This window comes from Allobosea sp. NPDC055332, from assembly GCF_053645455.1.
The window spans coordinates 270,244-289,710 of record NZ_JBSHMO010000003.1; the positions used below are offsets into that span (position 1 = coordinate 270,244).

Annotated in this window: 19 protein-coding genes; 11 read left to right on the plus strand and 8 right to left on the minus strand. The window is 67.0% G+C overall.

Annotated features, from left to right (window positions below):
* Positions 1-33: 33 nt before the first annotated feature.
* Genes ACWIGM_RS17640 through ACWIGM_RS17665 form a run of 6 tightly spaced genes read right to left on the minus strand, consistent with a single transcriptional unit; the run spans position 34 to position 6,295 of the window.
* The gene (locus tag ACWIGM_RS17640) at positions 34-1,041 is read right to left on the minus strand and encodes an NAD(P)H-dependent flavin oxidoreductase (RefSeq protein WP_454027261.1); all 1,008 of its coding nucleotides are present in this window, start codon (positions 1,039-1,041) and stop codon (positions 34-36) included.
* Positions 1,038-2,675 carry an AMP-binding protein gene (locus ACWIGM_RS17645; protein WP_454027262.1) on the minus strand — a complete coding sequence of 546 codons (1,638 nt, stop codon included), beginning with the start codon at positions 2,673-2,675 and terminating at the stop codon, positions 1,038-1,040. Before ACWIGM_RS17645 ends, ACWIGM_RS17640 begins: the two co-directional genes overlap by 4 nt.
* Entirely contained in the window at positions 2,672-3,463 is a 792-nt protein-coding gene (locus ACWIGM_RS17650) for an enoyl-CoA hydratase/isomerase family protein (RefSeq protein WP_454027263.1), read from the minus strand. Before ACWIGM_RS17650 ends, ACWIGM_RS17645 begins: the two co-directional genes overlap by 4 nt.
* On the minus strand, positions 3,460-4,614 hold the full coding sequence (locus tag ACWIGM_RS17655; protein ID WP_454027264.1) for a CaiB/BaiF CoA transferase family protein: 1,155 nt from the start codon (positions 4,612-4,614) through the stop codon (positions 3,460-3,462). The genes ACWIGM_RS17650 and ACWIGM_RS17655 overlap by 4 nt, the downstream gene beginning before the upstream one ends.
* Complete coding sequence (locus ACWIGM_RS17660) at positions 4,611-5,357, minus strand: enoyl-CoA hydratase/isomerase family protein (RefSeq protein ID WP_454027265.1); 747 nt, start codon at positions 5,355-5,357, stop codon at positions 4,611-4,613. Before ACWIGM_RS17660 ends, ACWIGM_RS17655 begins: the two co-directional genes overlap by 4 nt.
* Positions 5,358-5,371: 14 nt before the next feature.
* The gene (locus ACWIGM_RS17665; RefSeq protein WP_454027266.1) at positions 5,372-6,295 is read right to left on the minus strand and encodes a hydroxymethylglutaryl-CoA lyase; all 924 of its coding nucleotides are present in this window, start codon (positions 6,293-6,295) and stop codon (positions 5,372-5,374) included.
* Between the two features lie 402 nt (positions 6,296-6,697).
* Between ACWIGM_RS17665 and ACWIGM_RS17670 the strand changes: the two genes are divergently transcribed.
* Positions 6,698-8,089 carry an aminotransferase gene (locus ACWIGM_RS17670; RefSeq protein WP_454027267.1) on the plus strand — a complete coding sequence of 464 codons (1,392 nt, stop codon included), beginning with the start codon at positions 6,698-6,700 and terminating at the stop codon, positions 8,087-8,089.
* Positions 8,090-8,203: 114 nt separating this feature from the next.
* On the opposite strand, the gene ACWIGM_RS17675 is transcribed toward ACWIGM_RS17670, so the two are convergent.
* The gene (locus tag ACWIGM_RS17675) at positions 8,204-8,530 is read right to left on the minus strand and encodes a DUF3870 domain-containing protein (RefSeq protein ID WP_092154409.1); all 327 of its coding nucleotides are present in this window, start codon (positions 8,528-8,530) and stop codon (positions 8,204-8,206) included.
* A 283-nt stretch (positions 8,531-8,813) separates the two neighbouring features.
* On the opposite strand from ACWIGM_RS17675, the gene ACWIGM_RS17680 reads away from it, so the two are divergent.
* The 10 genes from ACWIGM_RS17680 to ACWIGM_RS17725 all read left to right on the plus strand — a co-directional run bounded on the left by ACWIGM_RS17680 (position 8,814) and on the right by ACWIGM_RS17725 (position 18,513).
* Complete coding sequence (locus ACWIGM_RS17680) at positions 8,814-9,869, plus strand: ABC transporter substrate-binding protein (RefSeq protein ID WP_454027268.1); 1,056 nt, start codon at positions 8,814-8,816, stop codon at positions 9,867-9,869.
* A complete protein-coding gene (locus ACWIGM_RS17685; protein WP_454027269.1) occupies positions 9,866-10,951 on the plus strand; it encodes an ABC transporter ATP-binding protein in 1,086 nt (361 codons plus the stop codon). The genes ACWIGM_RS17680 and ACWIGM_RS17685 overlap by 4 nt, the downstream gene beginning before the upstream one ends.
* Positions 10,952-10,961: 10 nt before the next feature.
* The gene (locus ACWIGM_RS17690) at positions 10,962-11,861 is read left to right on the plus strand and encodes an ABC transporter permease (RefSeq protein ID WP_454027270.1); all 900 of its coding nucleotides are present in this window, start codon (positions 10,962-10,964) and stop codon (positions 11,859-11,861) included.
* Complete coding sequence (locus ACWIGM_RS17695) at positions 11,861-12,682, plus strand: ABC transporter permease (protein ID WP_454027271.1); 822 nt, start codon at positions 11,861-11,863, stop codon at positions 12,680-12,682. The genes ACWIGM_RS17690 and ACWIGM_RS17695 overlap by 1 nt, the downstream gene beginning before the upstream one ends.
* Positions 12,679-13,521: an arginase family protein gene (locus ACWIGM_RS17700; protein ID WP_454027272.1), complete on the plus strand. Its 843-nt coding sequence runs from the start codon at positions 12,679-12,681 to the stop codon at positions 13,519-13,521. Before ACWIGM_RS17695 ends, ACWIGM_RS17700 begins: the two co-directional genes overlap by 4 nt.
* 180 nt (positions 13,522-13,701) lie before the next feature.
* Positions 13,702-14,751 (plus strand): ABC transporter substrate-binding protein, encoded by a 1,050-nt coding sequence (locus ACWIGM_RS17705; protein WP_454027273.1) that lies wholly within the window; start codon positions 13,702-13,704, stop codon positions 14,749-14,751.
* A gap of 20 nt (positions 14,752-14,771) precedes the next feature.
* On the plus strand, positions 14,772-15,800 hold the full coding sequence (locus ACWIGM_RS17710; protein WP_454027274.1) for a histone deacetylase family protein: 1,029 nt from the start codon (positions 14,772-14,774) through the stop codon (positions 15,798-15,800).
* Entirely contained in the window at positions 15,797-16,858 is a 1,062-nt protein-coding gene (locus ACWIGM_RS17715; RefSeq protein ID WP_454027275.1) for a phosphotransferase, read from the plus strand. The genes ACWIGM_RS17710 and ACWIGM_RS17715 overlap by 4 nt, the downstream gene beginning before the upstream one ends.
* 24 nt (positions 16,859-16,882) lie before the next feature.
* Positions 16,883-18,169, plus strand: coding sequence for an aspartate aminotransferase family protein (locus ACWIGM_RS17720; protein WP_454027276.1), 1,287 nt, complete (start codon positions 16,883-16,885; stop codon positions 18,167-18,169).
* 146 nt (positions 18,170-18,315) lie between these two features.
* Positions 18,316-18,513: a hypothetical protein gene (locus ACWIGM_RS17725; RefSeq protein WP_454027277.1), complete on the plus strand. Its 198-nt coding sequence runs from the start codon at positions 18,316-18,318 to the stop codon at positions 18,511-18,513.
* A gap of 122 nt (positions 18,514-18,635) precedes the next feature.
* Here ACWIGM_RS17725 and ACWIGM_RS17730 read toward each other — a convergent pair whose 3' ends face one another.
* The gene (locus ACWIGM_RS17730) at positions 18,636-19,448 is read right to left on the minus strand and encodes a glycosyltransferase family 2 protein (RefSeq protein ID WP_454027278.1); all 813 of its coding nucleotides are present in this window, start codon (positions 19,446-19,448) and stop codon (positions 18,636-18,638) included.
* Positions 19,449-19,467 lie beyond the last annotated feature (19 nt).

Genomic DNA, 19,467 nt, shown 5'->3' on the forward strand with positions numbered 1-19,467 from the left:
TGTTGGTTTTTCCGGCTCTGGCGGCGCGGATGGTCACGAAGGCTGCAAGGCGGGCTCGCGTACGGACTCAGCAACGGGAAGCCGCGCCAGCGTTGCCCGGTATTCCCCTGCGATCCGCGCGACGAGCTCGCCGGCCGGGACGATGTCGTCGATCAGCCCGACGCTTTGCCCGGCCTCGACCTTGCCGTCCTCGACGTCGCCGTCGAAGGCGGCGAGCTTGAGCGAGGAGCGCTGGAAGAGCTCGCGCCGTTCCTCGTCGGGACGCCCGGCGCGCTCGGCCGCCGCCATCGCCTCGGCGAAGCGGTTGCGCAGCACGCGGATCATGCCGAAGCCACGCCCGACCACCATGGTGTCGGAGACGGCAGCCGCGACGACACGGCGGCGATAATCGTCATGCAGGCGCGCTTCCGGCGTCGCCATGAAGCGGGTGCCGAGCTGCGCGGCATCGGCGCCGAGCGCCAACGCGGCTGCGAGCCCCTGGCCGTCGGCGATGCCGCCGCCCAGCACGATCGGCAGATCGGGCACGGCCTTCGCCACGGCGCGGCCGATCACCAAAGTCGAGACCAGCTCCGGCGGCGGGTGGCCGCCGGCCTCGCCGCCGACCACGACGAGGCCGTCGACGCCCTTGGCCGCCGCCTTGGCGGCATGGACCTCGGAGGCGACGACATGCAGGCAGAGCGTGCCGATTGCCTTGAAGCGATCGAGATAGCGATCCGGCCCGCCCTGCGAGGCGATGATGACCGGGACGCGCTCGTCGACAAGCAGCGCCAGGATGTCGTCGACTTCCTTGCGGTAGAGCGGGACGTTGACGGCGAAGGGCCGGTCCGTCTCGGCGCGTACGCCGGCGATGGCCGCCCTGAGGTCGTCGCGCCGCATCGGCCCAGCGGCGATGATGCCGAGCCCGCCCGCGCCCGAGACCGCCGCCGGCAGCGCCGCGCAGGAGGAGGCCCAGCTCATCCCCGCCTGCACGATCGGCAGGTCGATGCCGACCAGCCGGGTGAAGCGCGTCTCGATGCGCAGGCTCTCGACACGCGTGTTCATGCCACCGCCTCGAGGCCGAAGAGCTGGCGCGCATGGGCGGCGAGCTTGTTCTTCTGGACCTTGGAGCTCGCGGTCATGCCGATCTGGTCGAAGCTCTCGACGATCTCGACATAGCGCGGCACCTTGAAGCCGGCGAGGTGCTCCTTGCTCCAGGCGATGATCTCGTCCGGTGCGAGCGAGGTCCCGCTGGCGAGGATCACGAAAGCGGCCGGCACCTCGATCAGGCGCTTGTCGGGCACGCCGACGACCTGTGCCTGCTGGATGCCGGGATGGCGGTGCAGCACATTCTCGATGTCGGCCGAGGCGACGTTCTCGCCGCCGACCCGGATGATGTCCTTGGCCCGGCCGACGAAGGCGAGCCGGCCATCGGGCGAGAGGCGGCCGAGGTCGCCGGTGCGCAGCCAGCCATCTTCGCTGAGGACGGCGCGGGTCTCCTCGGGCTTGGCGTAATAGCCCTGCATCACGTTCCAGCCACGCGCATAGATCTCGCCGACCTCGCCGGGGCCGGGCTCGGGACCATCCTCGGTCGCGCGGATCTCGACCTCGACGCCGGGATGGATGCGCATCCAGCCGGCGATCCGGTCGGCGAGCGGGTCCCACCAGGCAGCGGTGCAGATGTTCGGCGAGGCTTCCGACTGGCCGTAGCAGACCGCCATCTCGGTCGCGCCGAGCTGGCGTGAGATGCGCTCCATCACCGAGGGTGTCGCAGCCGCCCAGCCGCCGCGCAAAGCGAGCTTGCGCTCGGGCAGGTCGGGATGGTCGAGCAGCATCAGGAAGATGGTGTCGTTGCCCGACATCAGCGTGCAGCGCTCGTCCTCCATCAGGCGCAAGGCGTCGCCCGGCTCGTAGCGCTCGCAGCTGACGAGGCAGGCGAGATGCTGCAGCGAAGCAATGACCGCGAGCGTGCTGCCGGCGACATGGAAGAAGGGGCGGGGGCTGAAATAGCGCTCGCCCGAACGCAGGCCGAAAAAGCGGCCGGCGGAATAGGCGTCCCAGGTCATGTTGCGATGGGTCAGCACCGCCCCTTTCGGGAAGGAGGTGGTGCCGGAGGTGTACTGGATCAGCAGCGGGTCATCCGCTGCCGGGACCGGCTCCGGCACTGCCTGGCCGACACCTGCCTTCAGGAAATCAGCGAAGCTGGCCGCGCCCGCCGGAACGGTCTCGCCGAGGATGACGACGCGGGTCAGCTTGGGTAAGCCTGCGTCCGGCAGCTTCGTATCGACCGCCGGGCAGATCTGCCTGAGGATTTCGACGAAATCGATCTTGAGCAGCCGGTCGGTCATGAACAGCAGCGAGACGTCCGACTGCCGCAAAGTGTAGGCGATCTCCTCCGCCTTCAGCCTGGTGTTGACCGGCACGGTGACGGCGCCGAGCCGGGCGATGGCGTGGAACAGCACGATCCAGGGAATGCTGTTGCCGAGGCAGATGCCGACATGGTCGCCCTTGCGAACGCCATGGGCAGCGAGCGCGGTCGCAACTTCGTCGACGCGTGCGGCGAGGGCGGCATAGCTGATGCGTTCGCCATTGCAGACGACGGCCTCCTCCTGGCCGGCGAGGCGCACGGCCCGCGCCAGGGCTTCCGGCAGAGTGTCGGCGCAGCCGAAGAGATCGGATGGCAGCTCGCTGGCGCTCATGAGTTCTTTCCCTGTGCGTCGCGTTCGGCGAAGGCCTCCAGGCCCTTGCGCCATTCGGTGTCAGCGAGCGCGCGCTCGATCGCGGCGAGCTCGATGCGGATGCCGGTAGCGAGGTCGGTCTTCTCGCCAAGCTCGATCGACTGCTTGGCGAGGGTCAGCGCCAAAGCCGGCGCCTTGGCGATCTCCGCGAGCAGCTCGGTGACGGTCGCTTCGAGTGCGTCCGGCGCGACGATGCGGTTGACGAGGCCGGCGGCCAGCGCATCCTCGACCGGCCAGCGCCGCGCCGTGAAGAGCAGCTCCTTTGCCAGCCGCTTGCCGACGACGCGCTGCAGGCGCTGCGTCGCGCCGACCGTGCCCCAATGCGCTTCCGGAAAGGTGAAGCTGGCGCGCTCGGATGCGATGATGAAGTCGCAGGCCATGGCGATCTCGCCGCCGGAGCCGACTACGGGTCCGTCGACGACGCAGATCACGGCCTTGCTCGAACGCTCGATCGCGTCATAGGCGGCGAAGGAAGCGAGCCGGCGTTGCCGCACCCAGATCTCATCCTTGCCCTTGCGCTCCTTGAGGTCGGCCCCGGCGCAGAACACCGGGCCGGCGCCGTCGACACGGACGATGCGGATGGCCGGGTCGGCCTCGATCGCCTCGAACACGGCCCGCAATTCCCGGCACATCGTCAGGTCGAGCGCGTTGCGCGCTTCCGGGCGGTTCAGCGTCACCCGCAGGATCGGGCCATCGGCGGCGACCGCCAGGCGCTCGAACGCCATTCCGGATAAGGGGCTCTGGCTCATGCGCCGATCTCCTTCAGGCCGAATTCGGCCGCGAGGGCGGCGCTGTCGGCGCCGTGCAGCGGTGGCGTGCCGAGAGACGGGGCGTCATAGCCGGTGAAGCGCAGCGGATTGCGCAGGGCCGGGAAGGCGCCCGCCGTGGGGTGCCGGAACTCGGCCACCATGCCGCGCGCCTGGACATGCGGATCGGCCAGCGCCTGGGCGACCGTGTTGACTTCGCCAGCCGGCACGCCGGCTGCACGCAGGGCTTCGGCGACATCGGCACGTTCGCGCCCGGCCAGGGCCTCGCGCATCGCCGCCATCACGCGCTCGCGCTGCTTCACCCGCTCGGCATTGCGGGCGAGCGCGGTGTCGGCCGCGAGTTCGTCGAGGCCGAGCACCGAGCAGATCGCCTGCCAATGCTGGTCGCTGCCGCTGATATGCAGCCACTCGTCGCCGGCGCAGGCGAAGGCGGCGGAAGGGACGCGGCCGGGATGCTCGGTGCCCGTGCGCTGTGGATCCTCACCCAGCGCAAAAAGGCGCGCCGCGGCGATGGTCAGCAGGCTGATCTGGGTGTCGAGCATGGAGAGGTCGACATGGCAGCCCTTGCCGTTACTGGCGCGGCCGACCAGCCCGGTCAGGATGGCGACGGCGTTCCAGAGGCCGGCGGTCAGGTCGGCCATCGGCACGCCGACCTTGGCGGGCGGGCCATCGGGATGGCCGGTCAGCGCCATCACGCCGCTCAGCGCCTGGAAGATGGTGTCGTAGCCGACGCGATCGCGATAGGGTCCGCTCTGGCCGAAGCCGGTATTGGAGACGTAGACGAGCCCCGGCTTCTCCTGGGAGAGCTCGGTATAGCCCAGCCCCATCTTGTCCATCTGGCCGGGCAAGAAGTTCTCGAGGACGACGTCGGCCTGGAGCGCGAGCGTTTTCGCCGCGGCACGGCCAGCCGAGGTCTTCAGGTCGAGGACGATCGATTCCTTGCCGCGATTGAAGGCGAAGAAATAGGCGCTCTCCTCGCCGACGCGCGGCTCCCATTGCCGGGATTCATCGCCCGTGCCGGGACGCTCGACCTTGATGACCCGCGCGCCCATCTCGGCCAGGATCATCGTCGCCATCGGCCCGGCGAGGACGCGCGAGAAGTCGACGATGGTGATGCCGTCGAGCGGTCTCATGCGCCGTCCCCGTCGCGGAAGCTGCGCATCAGCGCGTTGATGTCGCGTCCGGCCGCCATCGCCGCCTCGAAAGGCAGGTCGGCGACGCGGTAGAACAATCGCTTGGTCGCCTCCATCGCAACCGGCTTCACCTTGGCCCAGCCCTCGGCGATGGCGATGGCTTCGGCCAGCACATCCTCCGGCGCCACGACCTTGTTGACGAAGCCGAGCCGCAGCGCCTCCTCGGCGCCGACCATCCGGCCGGTGCTGACCAGCTCGAAGGCGAGCTTGCGGCCAACGGCGCGCTGCAGGCTCGTCATCACGATGGCGGGGACGATGCTGTGGCGCAGCTCGGGATAGCCGAATTTCAGGTCGCTGCCGGCGACGACCATGTCGCAGCCGATCGCGGTGCCGGCGCCGCCGCCGACCGCGACGCCCTGCACGGCGGCAACGACGGGTTTCGACAGGCCCGGCAGGAGCATGTGCAGCCGCGTGGTCAGGTCGGCGCGGGCGACCACGGCCTTCTGGTTCGCCGGAGTGAGATCAGCGAATTCCTTCAGATCGGCGCCGGCGCAGAAGCCGCGCCCGGCGCCGGCCAGGACGACCGCCCGGATCGCCTCGTCCTCCTGCGCCGCAAGCAGCGCGTCGAAGAGCGCCTGTGTTAGCGCCGTGTCGAGGGCGTTGAGCTTGTCGGGCCGGTTCATCGTCAGGATGCGGACGGCGCCGCGGGTCTCGACGAGCAGCGGGGCAGGGGGCTGGGACATGGTTCCTCTTTTGATCAGGCGACGAGGCCGAGCCCGGAGCGGGCGACCATCGAATGGAGCTGGCGACCGAGGACCTCCTCGCAGCGATGCGCGGTCTCGATCAGGGCCGTGAGATCGAGGCCGGTGGGAATGCCCATCGCCTCGAACATGTTGACGAGGTCCTCGGTCGCGACATTGCCAGTGAAGCCGCCGCCATAGACGAGCTGGGCCGGGTGGCCGCCGATGCCGCCGAAGGCGCTGTCGAAATTGCGCACTCCAGCCTCATAAGCGGCGACGCAATTGGCGAGGCCGGTGCCACGGGTGTTGTGGAAATGCGCGATCAAGGTGAGTTCCGGCACTGCCGCAGCGACGGCCTGGAACAGGGCTTTGGAGGTGCGTGGCGTGGCGAGACCGGTGGTGTCGCCGAGCGTCACATGGCGGACGCCGAGCGCTGCGAACCTGGCGGCGTCGGCGATGACGGTCGCGGCGCCGACTTGGCCCTCGAACGGGCAGCCGAAGGCGACCGAGATCGTGCCGATCAGGCGGAAGCGGCCCTGCGCGGCCGCCACCATCGCCTCGACATTGGCCCATTGCGCGGTCCGCGAGCTCTTCAGGTTGCGCTCGCTATGCGCCTCCGTCGCCGAGACCAGCAGGCTGATTTCGTTAGGTCCATAGCCGGCTTCCGAATCGGCGACGGCACGGAAGACGGCACGCGGATTCGGGCAGGTCGCCTTGTAGAAGACCCCGGCTTTACGCCGGATGCCGGCGAGGACCTCGCTGGCGTCAGCGAAAGCCGGCACCACCTTGGGGTTGGAATAGGAGGTCGCTTCGATCCGCTGGAAGCCGACGGCGGTGAAGGCGTCGATCAGCGCGATCTTCTGCTCGCTCGGCAGGAAGACAGGCTCATGCTGCAGCCCGTCGCGGGCAAAGCATTCGCAGATGACAACCGCATCGGTCATGGCTTCAGTCCAAAAAAAAACCGGCACACGGACGAGCGGGGTTTCCGCTCCTGCGTGTGCCGGTCCGATTTGCTGTGGTCCCGCTGCCTTGAAGGGCGTCGGGGCACAAATCTCCTAGCTGCTTTCAGGTCTATGCCCGTGTCCGGCGCGCCGTCAAGTGGCGAAATTCGGGGCGCTCACCGGGGTGCAAGTGGCCGGTTCCTCCCTCGCCGGGGCATGGCGGATGCGCGCCACCCGGTTTGACAACCACCGTGCCCGCAGGCATTTTCGGTGTTGTCAGGCGATTGGCGATGGGCAGCTTCGACGGTTGCCCAGACAAGCGATCGAACCGGCTCTTCCCGAAAATTTTGCGCGGATGCGAGGCGGTTTTTGATCGCCTTGAACCGGCATGCGAGGTGCGCCATGACCGCCAATTCCAATCACGCCAGAGACATCGCCTACCAGCTCCATCCGCAGACGAATTTCTCGCTGCACGAGAAGATCGGCCCGACGATCATCTCCCGCGGCGAGGGTTTCCATGTCTATGACGATGCCGGCAACCGCTATCTCGAAGCCATGGCCGGTCTGTGGTGCGCGGCGCTCGGCTTCAGCGAGAACCGGCTGGCGGAAGCGGCGGCAAAGCAGTTCGCGGCGCTGCCCTATTACCAGAACTTCGCGCACCGAACCTCGGAGCCGGCGATCGCGCTCTCCGAGCGTCTGATCGAGATCGCGCCGGTGCCGATGTCGAAGGTGCTGTTTCAGAGCTCAGGCTCGGAGGCCAACGACACTGCGGTGAAGCTGGCCTGGTATTATTTCCATGCGATCGGCAAGCCGCAGAAGCGCAAGATCATCGCCCGCAAGCGCGCCTATCACGGCACCTCGATCGCCAGCGCCAGCCTGACCGGCCTCCCGCACATCCACCGCGACTTCAACCTGCCGCTCGACGGTTTCCTGCATGTCACCTGCCCGCATTTCTACCGGGAAGGTGTGCCGGGCGAGACGGAAGAGGCCTTCGCCGACCGCCTCGCCAAGGAGATCGAGGACCTGATTCTGGCGGAGGGGCCGGAGACAGTCGCTGCCTTCTTCGCCGAGCCGGTGATGGGCACGGGCGGCTGTGTCGTGCCGCCGAAAGGCTATTACGAGAAGGTCCAGGCGATCCTCAGGAAATACGAGGTCCTTTTCGTCGTCGACGAGGTCATCACCGGCTTCGGGCGCACCGGCAATTGGTGGGGCACGCAGACCTATGACCTCAAGCCTGACATGATCAGCAGCGCCAAGGCGCTGACCGCGGCCTATCAGCCGCTCTCCGCGCTATTGCTGTCGGAGCCGATCTACCAGGCGATGAAGGAGCAGGGCGACAAGATCGGCGTCTTCGGCCATGGCTACACCTATGGCGGCCACCCGATCGCCTGCGCCGTCGGCCTGGAGGCGCTGAACCTCTATGAGGAGCGCGGGCTGATCGCCGGCGCTCAGGCACTCGGAGCTAAGCTGGAAGGGCGCCTCAAGGCCTTGCTCGACCATCCGCTGGTCGGCGAGGTCCGCGGTGTCGGCCTGATGTGGGGGATCGAGCTCGTCCGCTCCAAGGCGACGCGGCAGGCCTTCGAGCCCTCGCTGAAGTTCGGCCTGGAGATCCAGCGCCTCGCCTTCGAGAACGGGCTGATCGTACGGGCGCTCGGCGACACCCTGATCATGACGCCGCCGCTGATCATCACGCTCGAGGGCATCGACGATGCGGTCGACCGCTTCACGCGGGCGCTCGACCTCGGGCTCGACCTGCTGACGACGAAGGGCATCGCGCTGGACAAGGCCGCCTGACGGCGGCCACGCGGTCTTTCGGCGAACAAAGCTTGCCGAAAGACCGCTATCTCTTTGTTTTTACGCAATTCCGGACGCAGAACCGCTCCACACTTCTGCTGGAATTGCTTTAGCTCACCCGCGATTGTCGCGGATCTGGAAATAGCGCTGCACGGCGGCGCGCGTGGCGACGATCAGCGCCTCGCGCGACGGCGTGTGCACGGCCGTGGAGATCAGCCGCTCCAGCGGCGCCATGCCGTTGCTGACGTCATAGCCGACGATCAGCCGCGAATAGAACGAGCGCGCCAGCTGCGTCACGAAAGTGGCGTCGACTGCGACGATGACGTTCGTCGCTGGGTCGATCTCGAGCACCACGCCGGCATGCTTGAACTCCTCGAACATGCTGGTGCCCTTGGGAGCGGCCGAGTAGCCGCTCACCAGCACTGTCCTGACATCCGACATGACGTTCCCCTGTTTCGTGCTTGCTTGGCCAGACGGCTCTCACACTCGCCTGCCAGCTGGCAAGGGCTGAAAAGACAGGTGCAGGACGACGGTTGACAGGGGTGAAATTCCGGCGCGTACTAAATGGGCTAGGTGATTTGTGCTGGGCGGCCCTCTTCGTGACGGGCTTCCAGGGGAACAATTCGAACCGGCGCTTTTTCTCCGAGCCCGAAAGGGCTGGGGCGAAAGCGCCGGTTTTTTTGTTTCGGTCACCCCGGCGCAGAACAATTCCGAGGGGTTGGCAATGACCGACAGGACAGACAGCGTAAGGCGCCGGCAGATCGCCATGATTGCCGGGGCAGCGATTTCCGCGATGCTTCCGGCTGCCGCGAGCGCGCAGGAGACCGTGACCGTCGCCGGCTATGGCGGCGCGATGCGCAAGGGCTTCGATGCGGCGCTGGTCAATCCCGCCGCGCAGACCCTCGGCCTCAAGATCCGCAGCGAGACGCATGGCGATCTGCCCTCGATCCGGGTGCAGGTCCAGTCGGGCGCCCCGGCCTGGGATCTGGTGCATCTCGGCGGCGACGAATGCGCCCGCGGCGAGAGCGAAGGGCTGTTCGAGCCGCTCGACCTCTCGAAGCTCGACGATGCCTCGATCCCGGCCGCGGCGCGCGGCAAGAGCTGGGTCGCGACCAACTATTACTCCGTGGTCCTGGCCTGGCGCACCGACAAGGTGAAGCAGCCGCCGAAATCCTGGGCCGATTTCTGGGACGCCAAGGCGTTCCCGGGGCGCCGCGCCATTGCCGGCCTTGCCCAGGAGACGCTGGAGATTGCGCTGCTCGCCGACGGCGTCGCCAAGGACAAGCTCTACCCGCTCGATGTCGAGCGCGCCCTTGCCGCGATCAAGCGCCTCAAGCCGCAGATCGGCGTGTTCTGGACGACGGGCGCCCAGTCGACCCAGCTGATCAAGGATGGCGAGGTCGACCTGATCGCGATCTATGGCAGCCGGGTCTCGCCGGTGATCGAGGACGGCAGCTCCGTCCAGTTCAGCTATGATCAGGGCCTGCTCGGCTATGGCTGCATCGCCGTCCCCAAGGGCGCCAAGAACGCCGCCAAGGCGAAGGCGCTCGCGCTGGCGATGGTCTCGCCGGAGATCCAGGCTAACATCATCGAGAAGATGGACAATTACGGCCCGGTCAACGCCAAGGCCTATGAGATCCGCAAGTTCACGCCGGAACAGCTCGCCAAGACCAACTCCTCGCCGCAGAACGCGGCCAAGCAGGTGCTGATCGACGCGGCCTGGTGGGCCAAGAACGGCGACAAGGCGGAAGAGGCCTTCAAATCGGCGATCCTGCAATGAAGGTTCCGGTTTCGATCCGGGGGCTCTCGAAGAAATTCGGTTCGTTCGAAGCCCTCAAGGACATCAATCTCGACATCGCGCCCGGCGAATTCGTCACGCTGCTCGGCCCGTCCGGCTCAGGCAAGACGACGCTGCTGCAGGTGCTCGCCGGTTTCGTCACCCCGACCAGCGGCAGCATCCTGGTCGCGGGCGAGGAATTGCTGACCAGGCCGCCGCACCGGCGCGAGATCGGCCTCGTCTTCCAGAACTATGCGCTGTTCCCGCATATGAACGTGTTCGAGAACGTCGCCTACCCGCTCAAGCTCCGGCGCCTTGCCAGAGCTGAGATCGAGAGCCGCGTGCGGGCCACGCTCGACATGGTCAGGCTGAGCCAGTTCATCGATCGTCCCGTCGACAAGCTCTCGGGCGGGCAGAAGCAGCGCGTCGCTTTGGCGCGGGCCATCGTCTTCGAGCCGCGCATCCTGCTGATGGACGAATCGCTCTCGGCGCTCGACAAGAAACTGCGCGAGCAGATGCAGATCGAACTGCGCCATCTGCATGAGCGCCTGCACACGACGACGGTGTTCGTGACGCATGACCAGCGCGAGGCGCTGACCATGTCGGACCGGATCGCGGTGATCAACAACGGCGCCCTGATCCAGTTCGATACGCCACGGGCGATCTACGACCGGCCGCGGACGCGCTTCGTCGCCGATTTCGTGGGGGAGACGACCTTCCTGCCGGTCGAGCTTAAGGCCGGCGGCGGCGCAAGCGTCTTCGGTACGCCGCTGCGCCTCCCCGATCATGCGGGGGCATCGGCAACCAACTCGCGCGAAAGCTGGCTGGCATTGCGCCCGGAAAAGCTCGCGATCGGCCCGGTCTCTGGTCCGGAGGCCGAGGTCAATTCCTTCTCCGCCGTGGCGCGCGAGACGATCTTCCAGGGCGACAGCCTGCTGGTGATCGCCGGTTTCCCGGATGGCCAGAACATCGCGGTGCGGGTGGTGCCGCAGGAGGCCAATCGCGGCCTCGTGCCGACGCCCGGCCAGCCGATCCACATCAACGTCCACCGCAATGACAGCATCCTGGTCAGCGGCGATGTCTGAGGCGCGATCCATGACCGGCGTCATCGCGGCCGTGCCACCGGGTTCTACCGACGCCTCCTATTTCGCCCGCGCCGAGCGAAAGGAAGCGTGGTCCTTCGCGCTCCTCGCCGTGCCCGGGCTCATCGTCATCGGGCTCCTGCTGGTCGTCCCGGTCGGCTGGCTCTTCATCCTCTCCTTCATCGGCAAGGATGGCGGCGTCTCGCTCGAGAACTACGCGAGGCTGGCGCAACCGGTCTATGTCATCACCTTCGTGACGACCTTCCAGATCGCTGGGATTGTCACGCTCGGCTCGATCCTGCTCGGCTACCCCGTCGCCTATCTGCTCTCCCAGCTTAGCCCGCGGGCGGCGGCGATCTGCATGATCTTCGTGATCCTGCCGTTCTGGACCTCGGTGCTGGTGCGCACCTATGCCTGGCTCGTGCTGCTGCAGCGACGGGGCCTGATCAACAGCTGGCTCGTCAGCCTCGGCATCATCAACGAGCCGATCCCGCTGGTGAACAACTTCATCGGCACGACGATCGGCATGCTGCACGTGCTGCTGCCCTTCATGATCTTGCCGCTCTATTCGAGCATGAAGACCATCGACACCGATTATCTGAAGGCGGCGTCGAGCTGCGGCGCCTCGCCGATGCGGGCGTTCTGGGACGTGTTCTTCCCGCTCAGCCGCCCCGGCCTCTTCGCCGGCACGGTGCTCGTCTTCATTCTGAGCCTCGGCTTCTACCTGACCCCGGCTTTGCTCGGCGGCGGGCGGGTCAGCATGTGGTCGATGCAGATCGCCACCAATGTCTCGACCTACAGCAACTGGGGCGCAGCCAGCGCGCTCGGCGTGCTCTTGCTCGTCGTGACCATCGCCATCCTCGCCGCGCTGAACAAGGTGTTCCGCGTCGACAAGCTCTATGGGGGCCGCTGATGCTGACCGCTGCCGCCAGCGCCACGCAGATCAGGCACTATCAGAGGCTCTGGCTCTACGGGCTGTGCGCGCTGATCTTCACCTTCCTGATCGTGCCCTGCGTGCTGATCGTGCCGATGTCGTTCTCGGCCTCGAACTACCTCGAGTTTCCGCCGCGGGCCTGGAGCCTGCGCTGGTATCGCGAATTTTTCGACTCCGCCGAGTGGATGGACGCGCTCTGGCTCTCGCTCAGGGTCGCCGGGCTGACGACGCTGATCGCGACGCCGATCGGCACCGCGGCGGCTTACGGCCTCTCGCAGATGCCCGAGCGATTGACCAAGCCGCTGCGCATGTCGTTCCTGCTGCCGATGATCGTGCCAAACATCCTGGTCGCGATCGGCGTCTTCTTCGTCTTCGCCAAGCTCGGGCTCAACAACACGGTCACCGGCCTCGTGCTCGTTGGCATCATGCTGGCGCTGCCCTTCGTGCTGGTGACGGTATCGAGCGGATTGCAATCCTTCGACGGCAATCTGGAGCGGGCGGCGCGCAGCCTCGGAGCGACAAGGCTGAAAGCGTTCCTGACCGTGACGGTGCCGCAGATCAAGAGCTCGATCGCGGCCGGGGCGCTGTTCGCCTTCGTCGCCGCCTTCGACGAGGTGGTGATCGCCCTCTACATCTCCAGCGGCGAGAACTCGACGCTGCCGCGCCGGATGTTCGCGAACATCCGCGATCAGGTCGACCCGCTGGTCGCGGCGGTCTCGTCGGTGCTGGTCGTCGCCTCGATCGTGCTGCTGCTCATCGTCCAGATCGTGAAGCGGCCGGAGAAGGGAGCAGCGCGATGACCGCCAGATCCGTTTCGAAGCGTGACGACAGGGACGCGGCCGAGCTGGATTCGCTCTGCCAGTACGCGATCCAGGGCGTGCACGAGGCCTCCTATCTGGAGTTCCTGCGTTTCGCGCCACTGGAAGAGCCGGATGCCGAGATCAGGGCATCGCTGCATCCCGGTGCCGACATGATGCGTCTGCCCGGCCATCTGGAGGCGCGCGCTGGCTTTTACTTGGCGGATGCGCTGACGGCGGTCTCGCCCTCGACCTGGCCGGACGCCTTCGATGACGCGCGAAGCGTCATGGCCGGCGCCTTGCGCGTCGCGGCGGGCGAGCGGCAGGTCGTCACCCGCTGCGCTAGGGGCGGGCGCCACGCCTATGCCGGCCGCGCGGCGCGCGGCTGCCATCTCAACCATGCGGCGATCGCGGCGTCCTTCCTGCGCGAGAGTCTGCCGCGCGTCGCGGTGCTCAGCCTTGGCGAGCACCATGCGAGTGGAACCCAGTCGATCTTCCTGTCGCGCGCGGACGTGCTCTGCCTGTCGGTTCATGGCGACCCGGCCCAGCGCTATCCCTTCTACACCGGCTATGCCGACGAGCATGGCGGCGCAGATGCCGCCGGCGCCAATCTCAATCTCGTCCTCGGGGCCGAGGCCGACGAAAAGGCTGCCGACGCGGCGCTGGCCGAGGCTTGCGAGGCGATCAGGCGATTCTCACCCGGTGCGGTCGTGGTCGACATCGAGGCCGGGCTGACGGCGCCGTTCGACCGCTTGGCCCTGTCGGGGCCTGCTGCTGCGGCACGCAAGCTCTCCGGCGCCCTGGATTGTCCGGTCATGGTGATCGCATGTGAGACCAGCTAGCTGGCCGGGCGCCCTTGCAGAGAGCGCCTGGCCAAACCCGCCTTTTTTATCAACGTCGCAAGGCATTTCGCGGTGTCCTTCCCGCAAGGACGGACACGAAGAAGCGGATGAACCGGCGCCGGCATGCGGACAGCCCGTCCGCGTGCGCGGCGCCGTTTTCACATGGGGAGGAGAAACATGATGCAGTTTTCATCTGGCATGACGATGTCGCGTTTCGCATTCGCTGCTGCCGTGCTGGTCGGCTCGGCGCAGATCGCGGCGGCGCAGGATTCGGTCACCTTCGCCGGCTTTGGCGGGCAATATCAGGGCAGCGTCCGCAAGGCGCTGTTCGACCCGGCCGGCAAGAAGCTCGGCGTCCGCGTGCGCGAGGAGAGCCATAGCGGTCTCGCCAGCGTCAGGGTGCAGGTCCAGTCCGGCAAGCCCGGCTGGGACATCGTGCAATTGGGCGAGGCCGATTGCGCGCGCGGCCAGAACGAGGGGCTGTTCGAGCCGCTCGACTACTCGAAGATCGATACGAACGGCATCGCGCCGCAGGCGCGGGGAACGGCCTATATCGGCAGCAACTACGTCTCGACCGTGCTGGCCTGGCAGAAGGACAAGTACAAGGACAAGCCGCCGCGCAACTGGAAGGACTTCTGGGACCCGAAGGCGTTCCCGGGCCGGCGCGCCATGCACATCTACCCGCAGGAGAGCATGGAAGTCGCGCTCCTCGCCGACGGCGTCGACAAGGACAAGCTCTATCCGCTCGACGCCGACCGGGCTCTGGCCTCGCTGGCGAAGCTGAAGCCTTCGATCGATGTGTTCTGGCAATCGGGCGCCCAGGCCTCGCAGCTCCTGAAGGACGGCGAGGTCGACATGATCGTGATCTGGGGCAGCCGGGTCGCCAGCGTGCTGGCTGATGGCGCACCGGTCGACTTCACCTACGACCAGGCTCTGCTCGGCTTCGGCTGCTTCGGTATCCCCAAGGGCGCCGCCAATGCTGCCGCCGCCCAGCGCATGATCGCGCAGATGGTCACGCCCGAAATCCAGGCCAATATCCCCGATCTGCTGCCCTATTACGGGCCGATCAACGAGCGCGCCTTCGCCGTGAAGCAGTTCTCGGCCGAGGCGCTGGCGAAGGCCAATTCCTCTCCGCAGAACAAGGATCGGCAGGCGCCGCTCCAGCCTGCCTGGTGGGCCGACAACATCGCCCGCGTGCAGGAGCGCTACCAGGCGCTGATCGCGAAGTGAGCCTTTGAGGACTGCCTGAGATGAAGACGATCTTCCATCCCGACCAGTACGGTCATCATGTGCGCACCCGGCTCTCGGGCGGTGCACTCACCACGGCGCTGGAGGTGCCGGACCGGGCGCGTGTGCTGCTCGCGGCGGCCGAGGGCTGCACCGAGACGGTGGTCGCGCCTGGGGCGGCTGACATGGCGCTGATCCGGCGCGTCCATGACGCCGATTATCTCGCCTTCCTCGAAACCGGCTTCGCCGCCTGGAAGCAGCGCTTTCCGGCGAGCGAGGAACTGCGTCCGAGCCTGCATCCCAACGCCTATATGCGGCGCCTGCCGCAGGACCTTTTGGGCCGGGCCGGCTACTACATCGCCGATGCGGCGAGCGTGCTGCTCGCCGACAGCTGGGCGGCGATCCTCGCCAGCGGCGCGACCGCGATCGATGCGACGGCGCGGGTGCTGAACGGCGAAGGGGCGGCCTATGCGCTGTGCCGGCCGCCGGGGCATCACGCCTATCGCGACCAGGCCTGCGGCTACTGCTTCCTCAACAACACGGCGCTGGCGGTGACCTTGGCGCGCGATCACGCCCAGCGTGTCACCATCCTCGATGTCGACGTGCACCACGGCAATGGCACGCAGCAGTTGTTCTATGACCGCGCCGATGTCCAGACCATCTCGGTCCATGCCGACCCGGCGACGGTCTACCCGTTCTATGCCGGCTATGCCGACGAGACCGGTGCAGGCGCTGGTGAGGGCTTCAATCTCAACTTGCCGGTTCCGGAAAGGGCGGATGACGAGGTCTATCTCGCTGCCGTTCGGCAGGCAGTCGAGCAGGCGAAGGCGTTTTCGCCTGACGTCCTGGTGATCGCGCTTGGGCTCGATCCCTCGGTGGCCGACCCCTTCGCCTGCACCGCCGTGACGACGGAGGGCTTCCGGCGCATGGGCGAGAGCCTCGCCAGCTTGCGGCGCCCGACCGTGATCATCCAGGAAGGCGGCTATCCCTCGCCAGTGCTGGGCGACAATCTCGCGGCCTTCCTGACCGGCTTCCAGGAGGCGATGGCGTGAGCGGTCTTGCTGGGCCCGCCCTGGATGATGCGCTGATGGCGCCGCTGCCCCAGTTCGCCGGCGACGAGCTGGCTGGGATGCTGCGCGAGCATTTCGGCATCAGCGGCTCGTTCGCGCGGATCCGCGGCGAGCGCGATCTCAACCTCCATGTCGCCTGTGCGGATGGCCGCGATGTCGTCTTCAAGATCTGCGGCGATTCCGATAGCGCGGAGGAGCTTGCCTTCCAGAACGCGGCGCTGGCCCATCTGGCGCGGACCGACCCGGCCCTGCCGGTGCCGCGCGTGGTCGCCGCACGCGATGGCAGTACGATCGTCGCGCATGAGCGCGGTGGCCAGCGCCATCTGCTGCGCGTCCTGACCTATCTGCCGGGCGAGCCTGCGCTCGGCAGCACATTGTCGCGGGCCCAGCGGGTCGAGATCGGCATGCTGGCGGCACGGCTCGATCGCGCTTTGGCCGATTTCGATCATCCCGGCGCGAACCGGGCCTTCATCTGGGACCTGGTCCACTTCGCCAGCCTGCGCGAGAAGGTCGCCTTTCTCGATACCGACCAGCGCAAGGCTCTGGCGGGGCGCGTGCTCGACCGCTTCGCCGAGAGCGTCGCGCCGCTTCTGCCAGTGCTGCCCCGGCAGGTCATCCACAACGACCTCAACCAGAACAACCTGCTGCTACGGCCGCAGGACGGTTCGGTCTCCGGGATCATCGATTTTGGCGACATGATCAGGACGATCCGCGTCGCCGAGGTCGCGATCGCGGCGGCGCATCTCATCTACCGCGAAGCCGACCCGCTGAGCGCGATGGCGCAGGTGGTGAAGGGCTACGCCCAAATCCTGCCGCTCGAGCCCGGCGAGATCGCAGTGTTGCCGGCGCTCGTTCAGGCTCGGCTTGTGACCCGCGAACTCATCGTCGCCTGGCGCCGCCGGGCCAACCCGGCCGCGACCACCTCCTATCGCGATGATGTCAGCCGCTTCGGCTGGGAAGCGCTCGCCCGCTGCGACGCGATTCCCCTGGCCGAGACCGCCGAACGCCTGGCCGAGGCCGCACGCCTCGGCAGCCGCTGAACTCTCTCCGGAAAGAAGCTCGCCATGTACGACACGCTGATGGAACGCCGCGCCCGCCTGCTCGGGCCGATGTACAAGCAATTCTACCAGGCTCCGTTCGCGCCGGTGCGCGGCGAAGGCGTCTGGGTGACCGATCAGGGCGGCAAGCGCTATCTCGACGCCTACAACAACGTCCCGCATGTCGGCCATTGTCATCCGCGCGTCGTCGAGGCGGCGAGCCGCCAGCTCGCGACCTTCAATTCCAACACCCGCTATCCCAGCGAGCTGATCGTCGACTATGCCGAGCGCTTGGCCGAGACCATGCCGGACCCGCTCAAGGTCTGCATGTTCGTCTGCTCGGGGACGGAGGCGAACGAGCTCGCCTGGCGGATCGCCATGGCCAATTCCGGCGGCAGCGGCGCGCTGATCACCCGCTCGGCCTTCCACGGCAATTCGACCATCATCGGCGCGCTCGATTCCTCGACGATCCCCGCCGAGCGCCAGCAAGGCTGGGTCGCGACCGTGCCTGCGCCCGAGCATCGCGGCGTCGGCGACAGGACGCCGAAGCTGACGGCCTCGGAGTATGCCGAGCAGTATCGCCGGGCGATTGCCGGTCTCACTGAGCGCGGGCATCGGCCGGCTGCCTTCTTCGCCTGCCCGGTCTTCGCCAGCGACGGCCTCTACAGCCCGCCTACCGGTTACCTCGACGAGGCGATCGCCGAGGTCCGCAAATCCGGCGCGCTGATCATCGCCGACGAGGTCCAGTCGGCGCTCGGGCGCACCGGCACGCATTTCTGGGGCTTCCAGCACGCCGGGATCACTCCTGATATCGTCACCATGGCCAAGCCGATGGGCAACGGGCTGCCGCTCGCCGTGGTGATCACGCGCCGGGAGCTGGTCGAAGGCTTCCTCAAGACCGAGCGCTACTTCAATACCTTCGGCGGCAACCAGGTCGTCGCCGCAGCCGGCATCGCAGTGCTCGACGTATTGCGCGACGAGGGTTTGCAGGAGAATGCGCTGCAGGTCGGGGCTTATCTGCGTAGCCGGCTCGCCGAGTTGATGGAGACCGACGAGCGCATTGGCGATGTCCGCGGCACCGGCCTGTTCGTTGGCGTCGAGATCGTCAGGGATCGCGCGAGCCAGACGCCAGCACCCGATGTCGCGCGGGCACTCATCGAGGAGCTTCTGCAGCAGGGCGTCCTCGTCGGCATCACCGGCGCCGGCCGCAACCTGCTCAAGATCCGGCCGCCGATGGTCTTCTCCCGGGACAATGCCGACCAGTTGGTGAATGCGCTGGAGCAGGCACTTCGCCTGACATCAGCCCGGCGATAGTTCCTTTGCTGCGCTGATCTGGCTCCGGCGCAGTAATCCCGAATGGTCCGCAGAGATATCTCCATTCGTCATTGATGGAGATTGTGATGGTCCTAGCGTCGGGATGGTTGATCGAGCGGCGGGCAACCCGCCGAGGGCCAAGTCAGATGACCATCGCGCTCGTCATCGTCGTACCAGCGTATCTCGTGGTCGCGAGCCTGATTGCTCTGACTTCGGCGTTCGAAGCGGAACGTCCCGCTCTTGCAGCCACGGACCTCGCAGTGATTGCACTGGTCAGTGTGGCCTGGCCAATCGTCGGCTGCGCCATGCTGTCGGCGCAGGCAGGTCGGAAGCTTTTTCAGTAAAGTGCGCATGCCTGCCCTCCGCGCGTTGACGGGCTCCCATCGCTGGAAGGCCGGCGCCGGCTGTTAACGAGCCGTCCGCCGGTCACCATGTAACGAGGAGGCTTTGCGGCCGGCGGGCAAGATCAGAAATGCGCCTTCGGCTGGAGCTTCAGTGTCGTGCGCGTCGAATCCGCCATCTTCGACAGCAACCAATCGGGGTTGCCGAGGTTGAAGTAAGTCTTCAGCAGAAGACGCCAGAACAATCGCTCGGCCTGCGACGAGGGCCCATGCTGTGCGTAGATCCTGGCGCATTCGGCGGCGGTGCGGCTTCCGTGGATCGCGCTGTTGTTGACGCCGGTGCGCCGGAAGCAGGCGATCGGCCGCGCGATCCGGCCATAGGGCTCCTGCGTCAGGGCCCGGCAGAACATGTCGTAGTCGCCAGCGTCCCTGTAGGCGATGTCGAAGCCGCCCAACTCCTCGAAGAAAGTCCGGGAGAAATAGGTCGCCATGTGCATGATCGGATTCCAGCCCAGACAGACGAGCATGGCGGGCGTCATCCAGTTCGGAGGCGCCGCAAGTCCGCCGAGGCTGTGCCCGCCTGAATCGATCCAGCGGATGGCGCCGACGACCCAGCGCCGGCGGCTTGCACGGTAGGCATCGACGACGGCCGCGGCCGCACCTGGGAGCATGACATCGTCGGCGCCGAGAAAGCCCAGCAACTCACCCGAGGAGTTGAATGAGCCCTTGTTGATGGCGTCGAAGATGCCGCTGTCCTTGCCCTGCATCACGCGCAGCCCGTAGCTGCGGGCGAGCTCCACAGTTCCATCGCTGCTGCCGCCGTCGACGATCACGTGCTCGATCTCGATGCCGCGCGTCGCATTGCGGCGCGCGGACTCGATGCATTCCTTCAGATAATCGACGGCGTTCAGCGTCGGGGTCACGATGGTCACGATCATGGGAGCAGCTCCGCCGCTG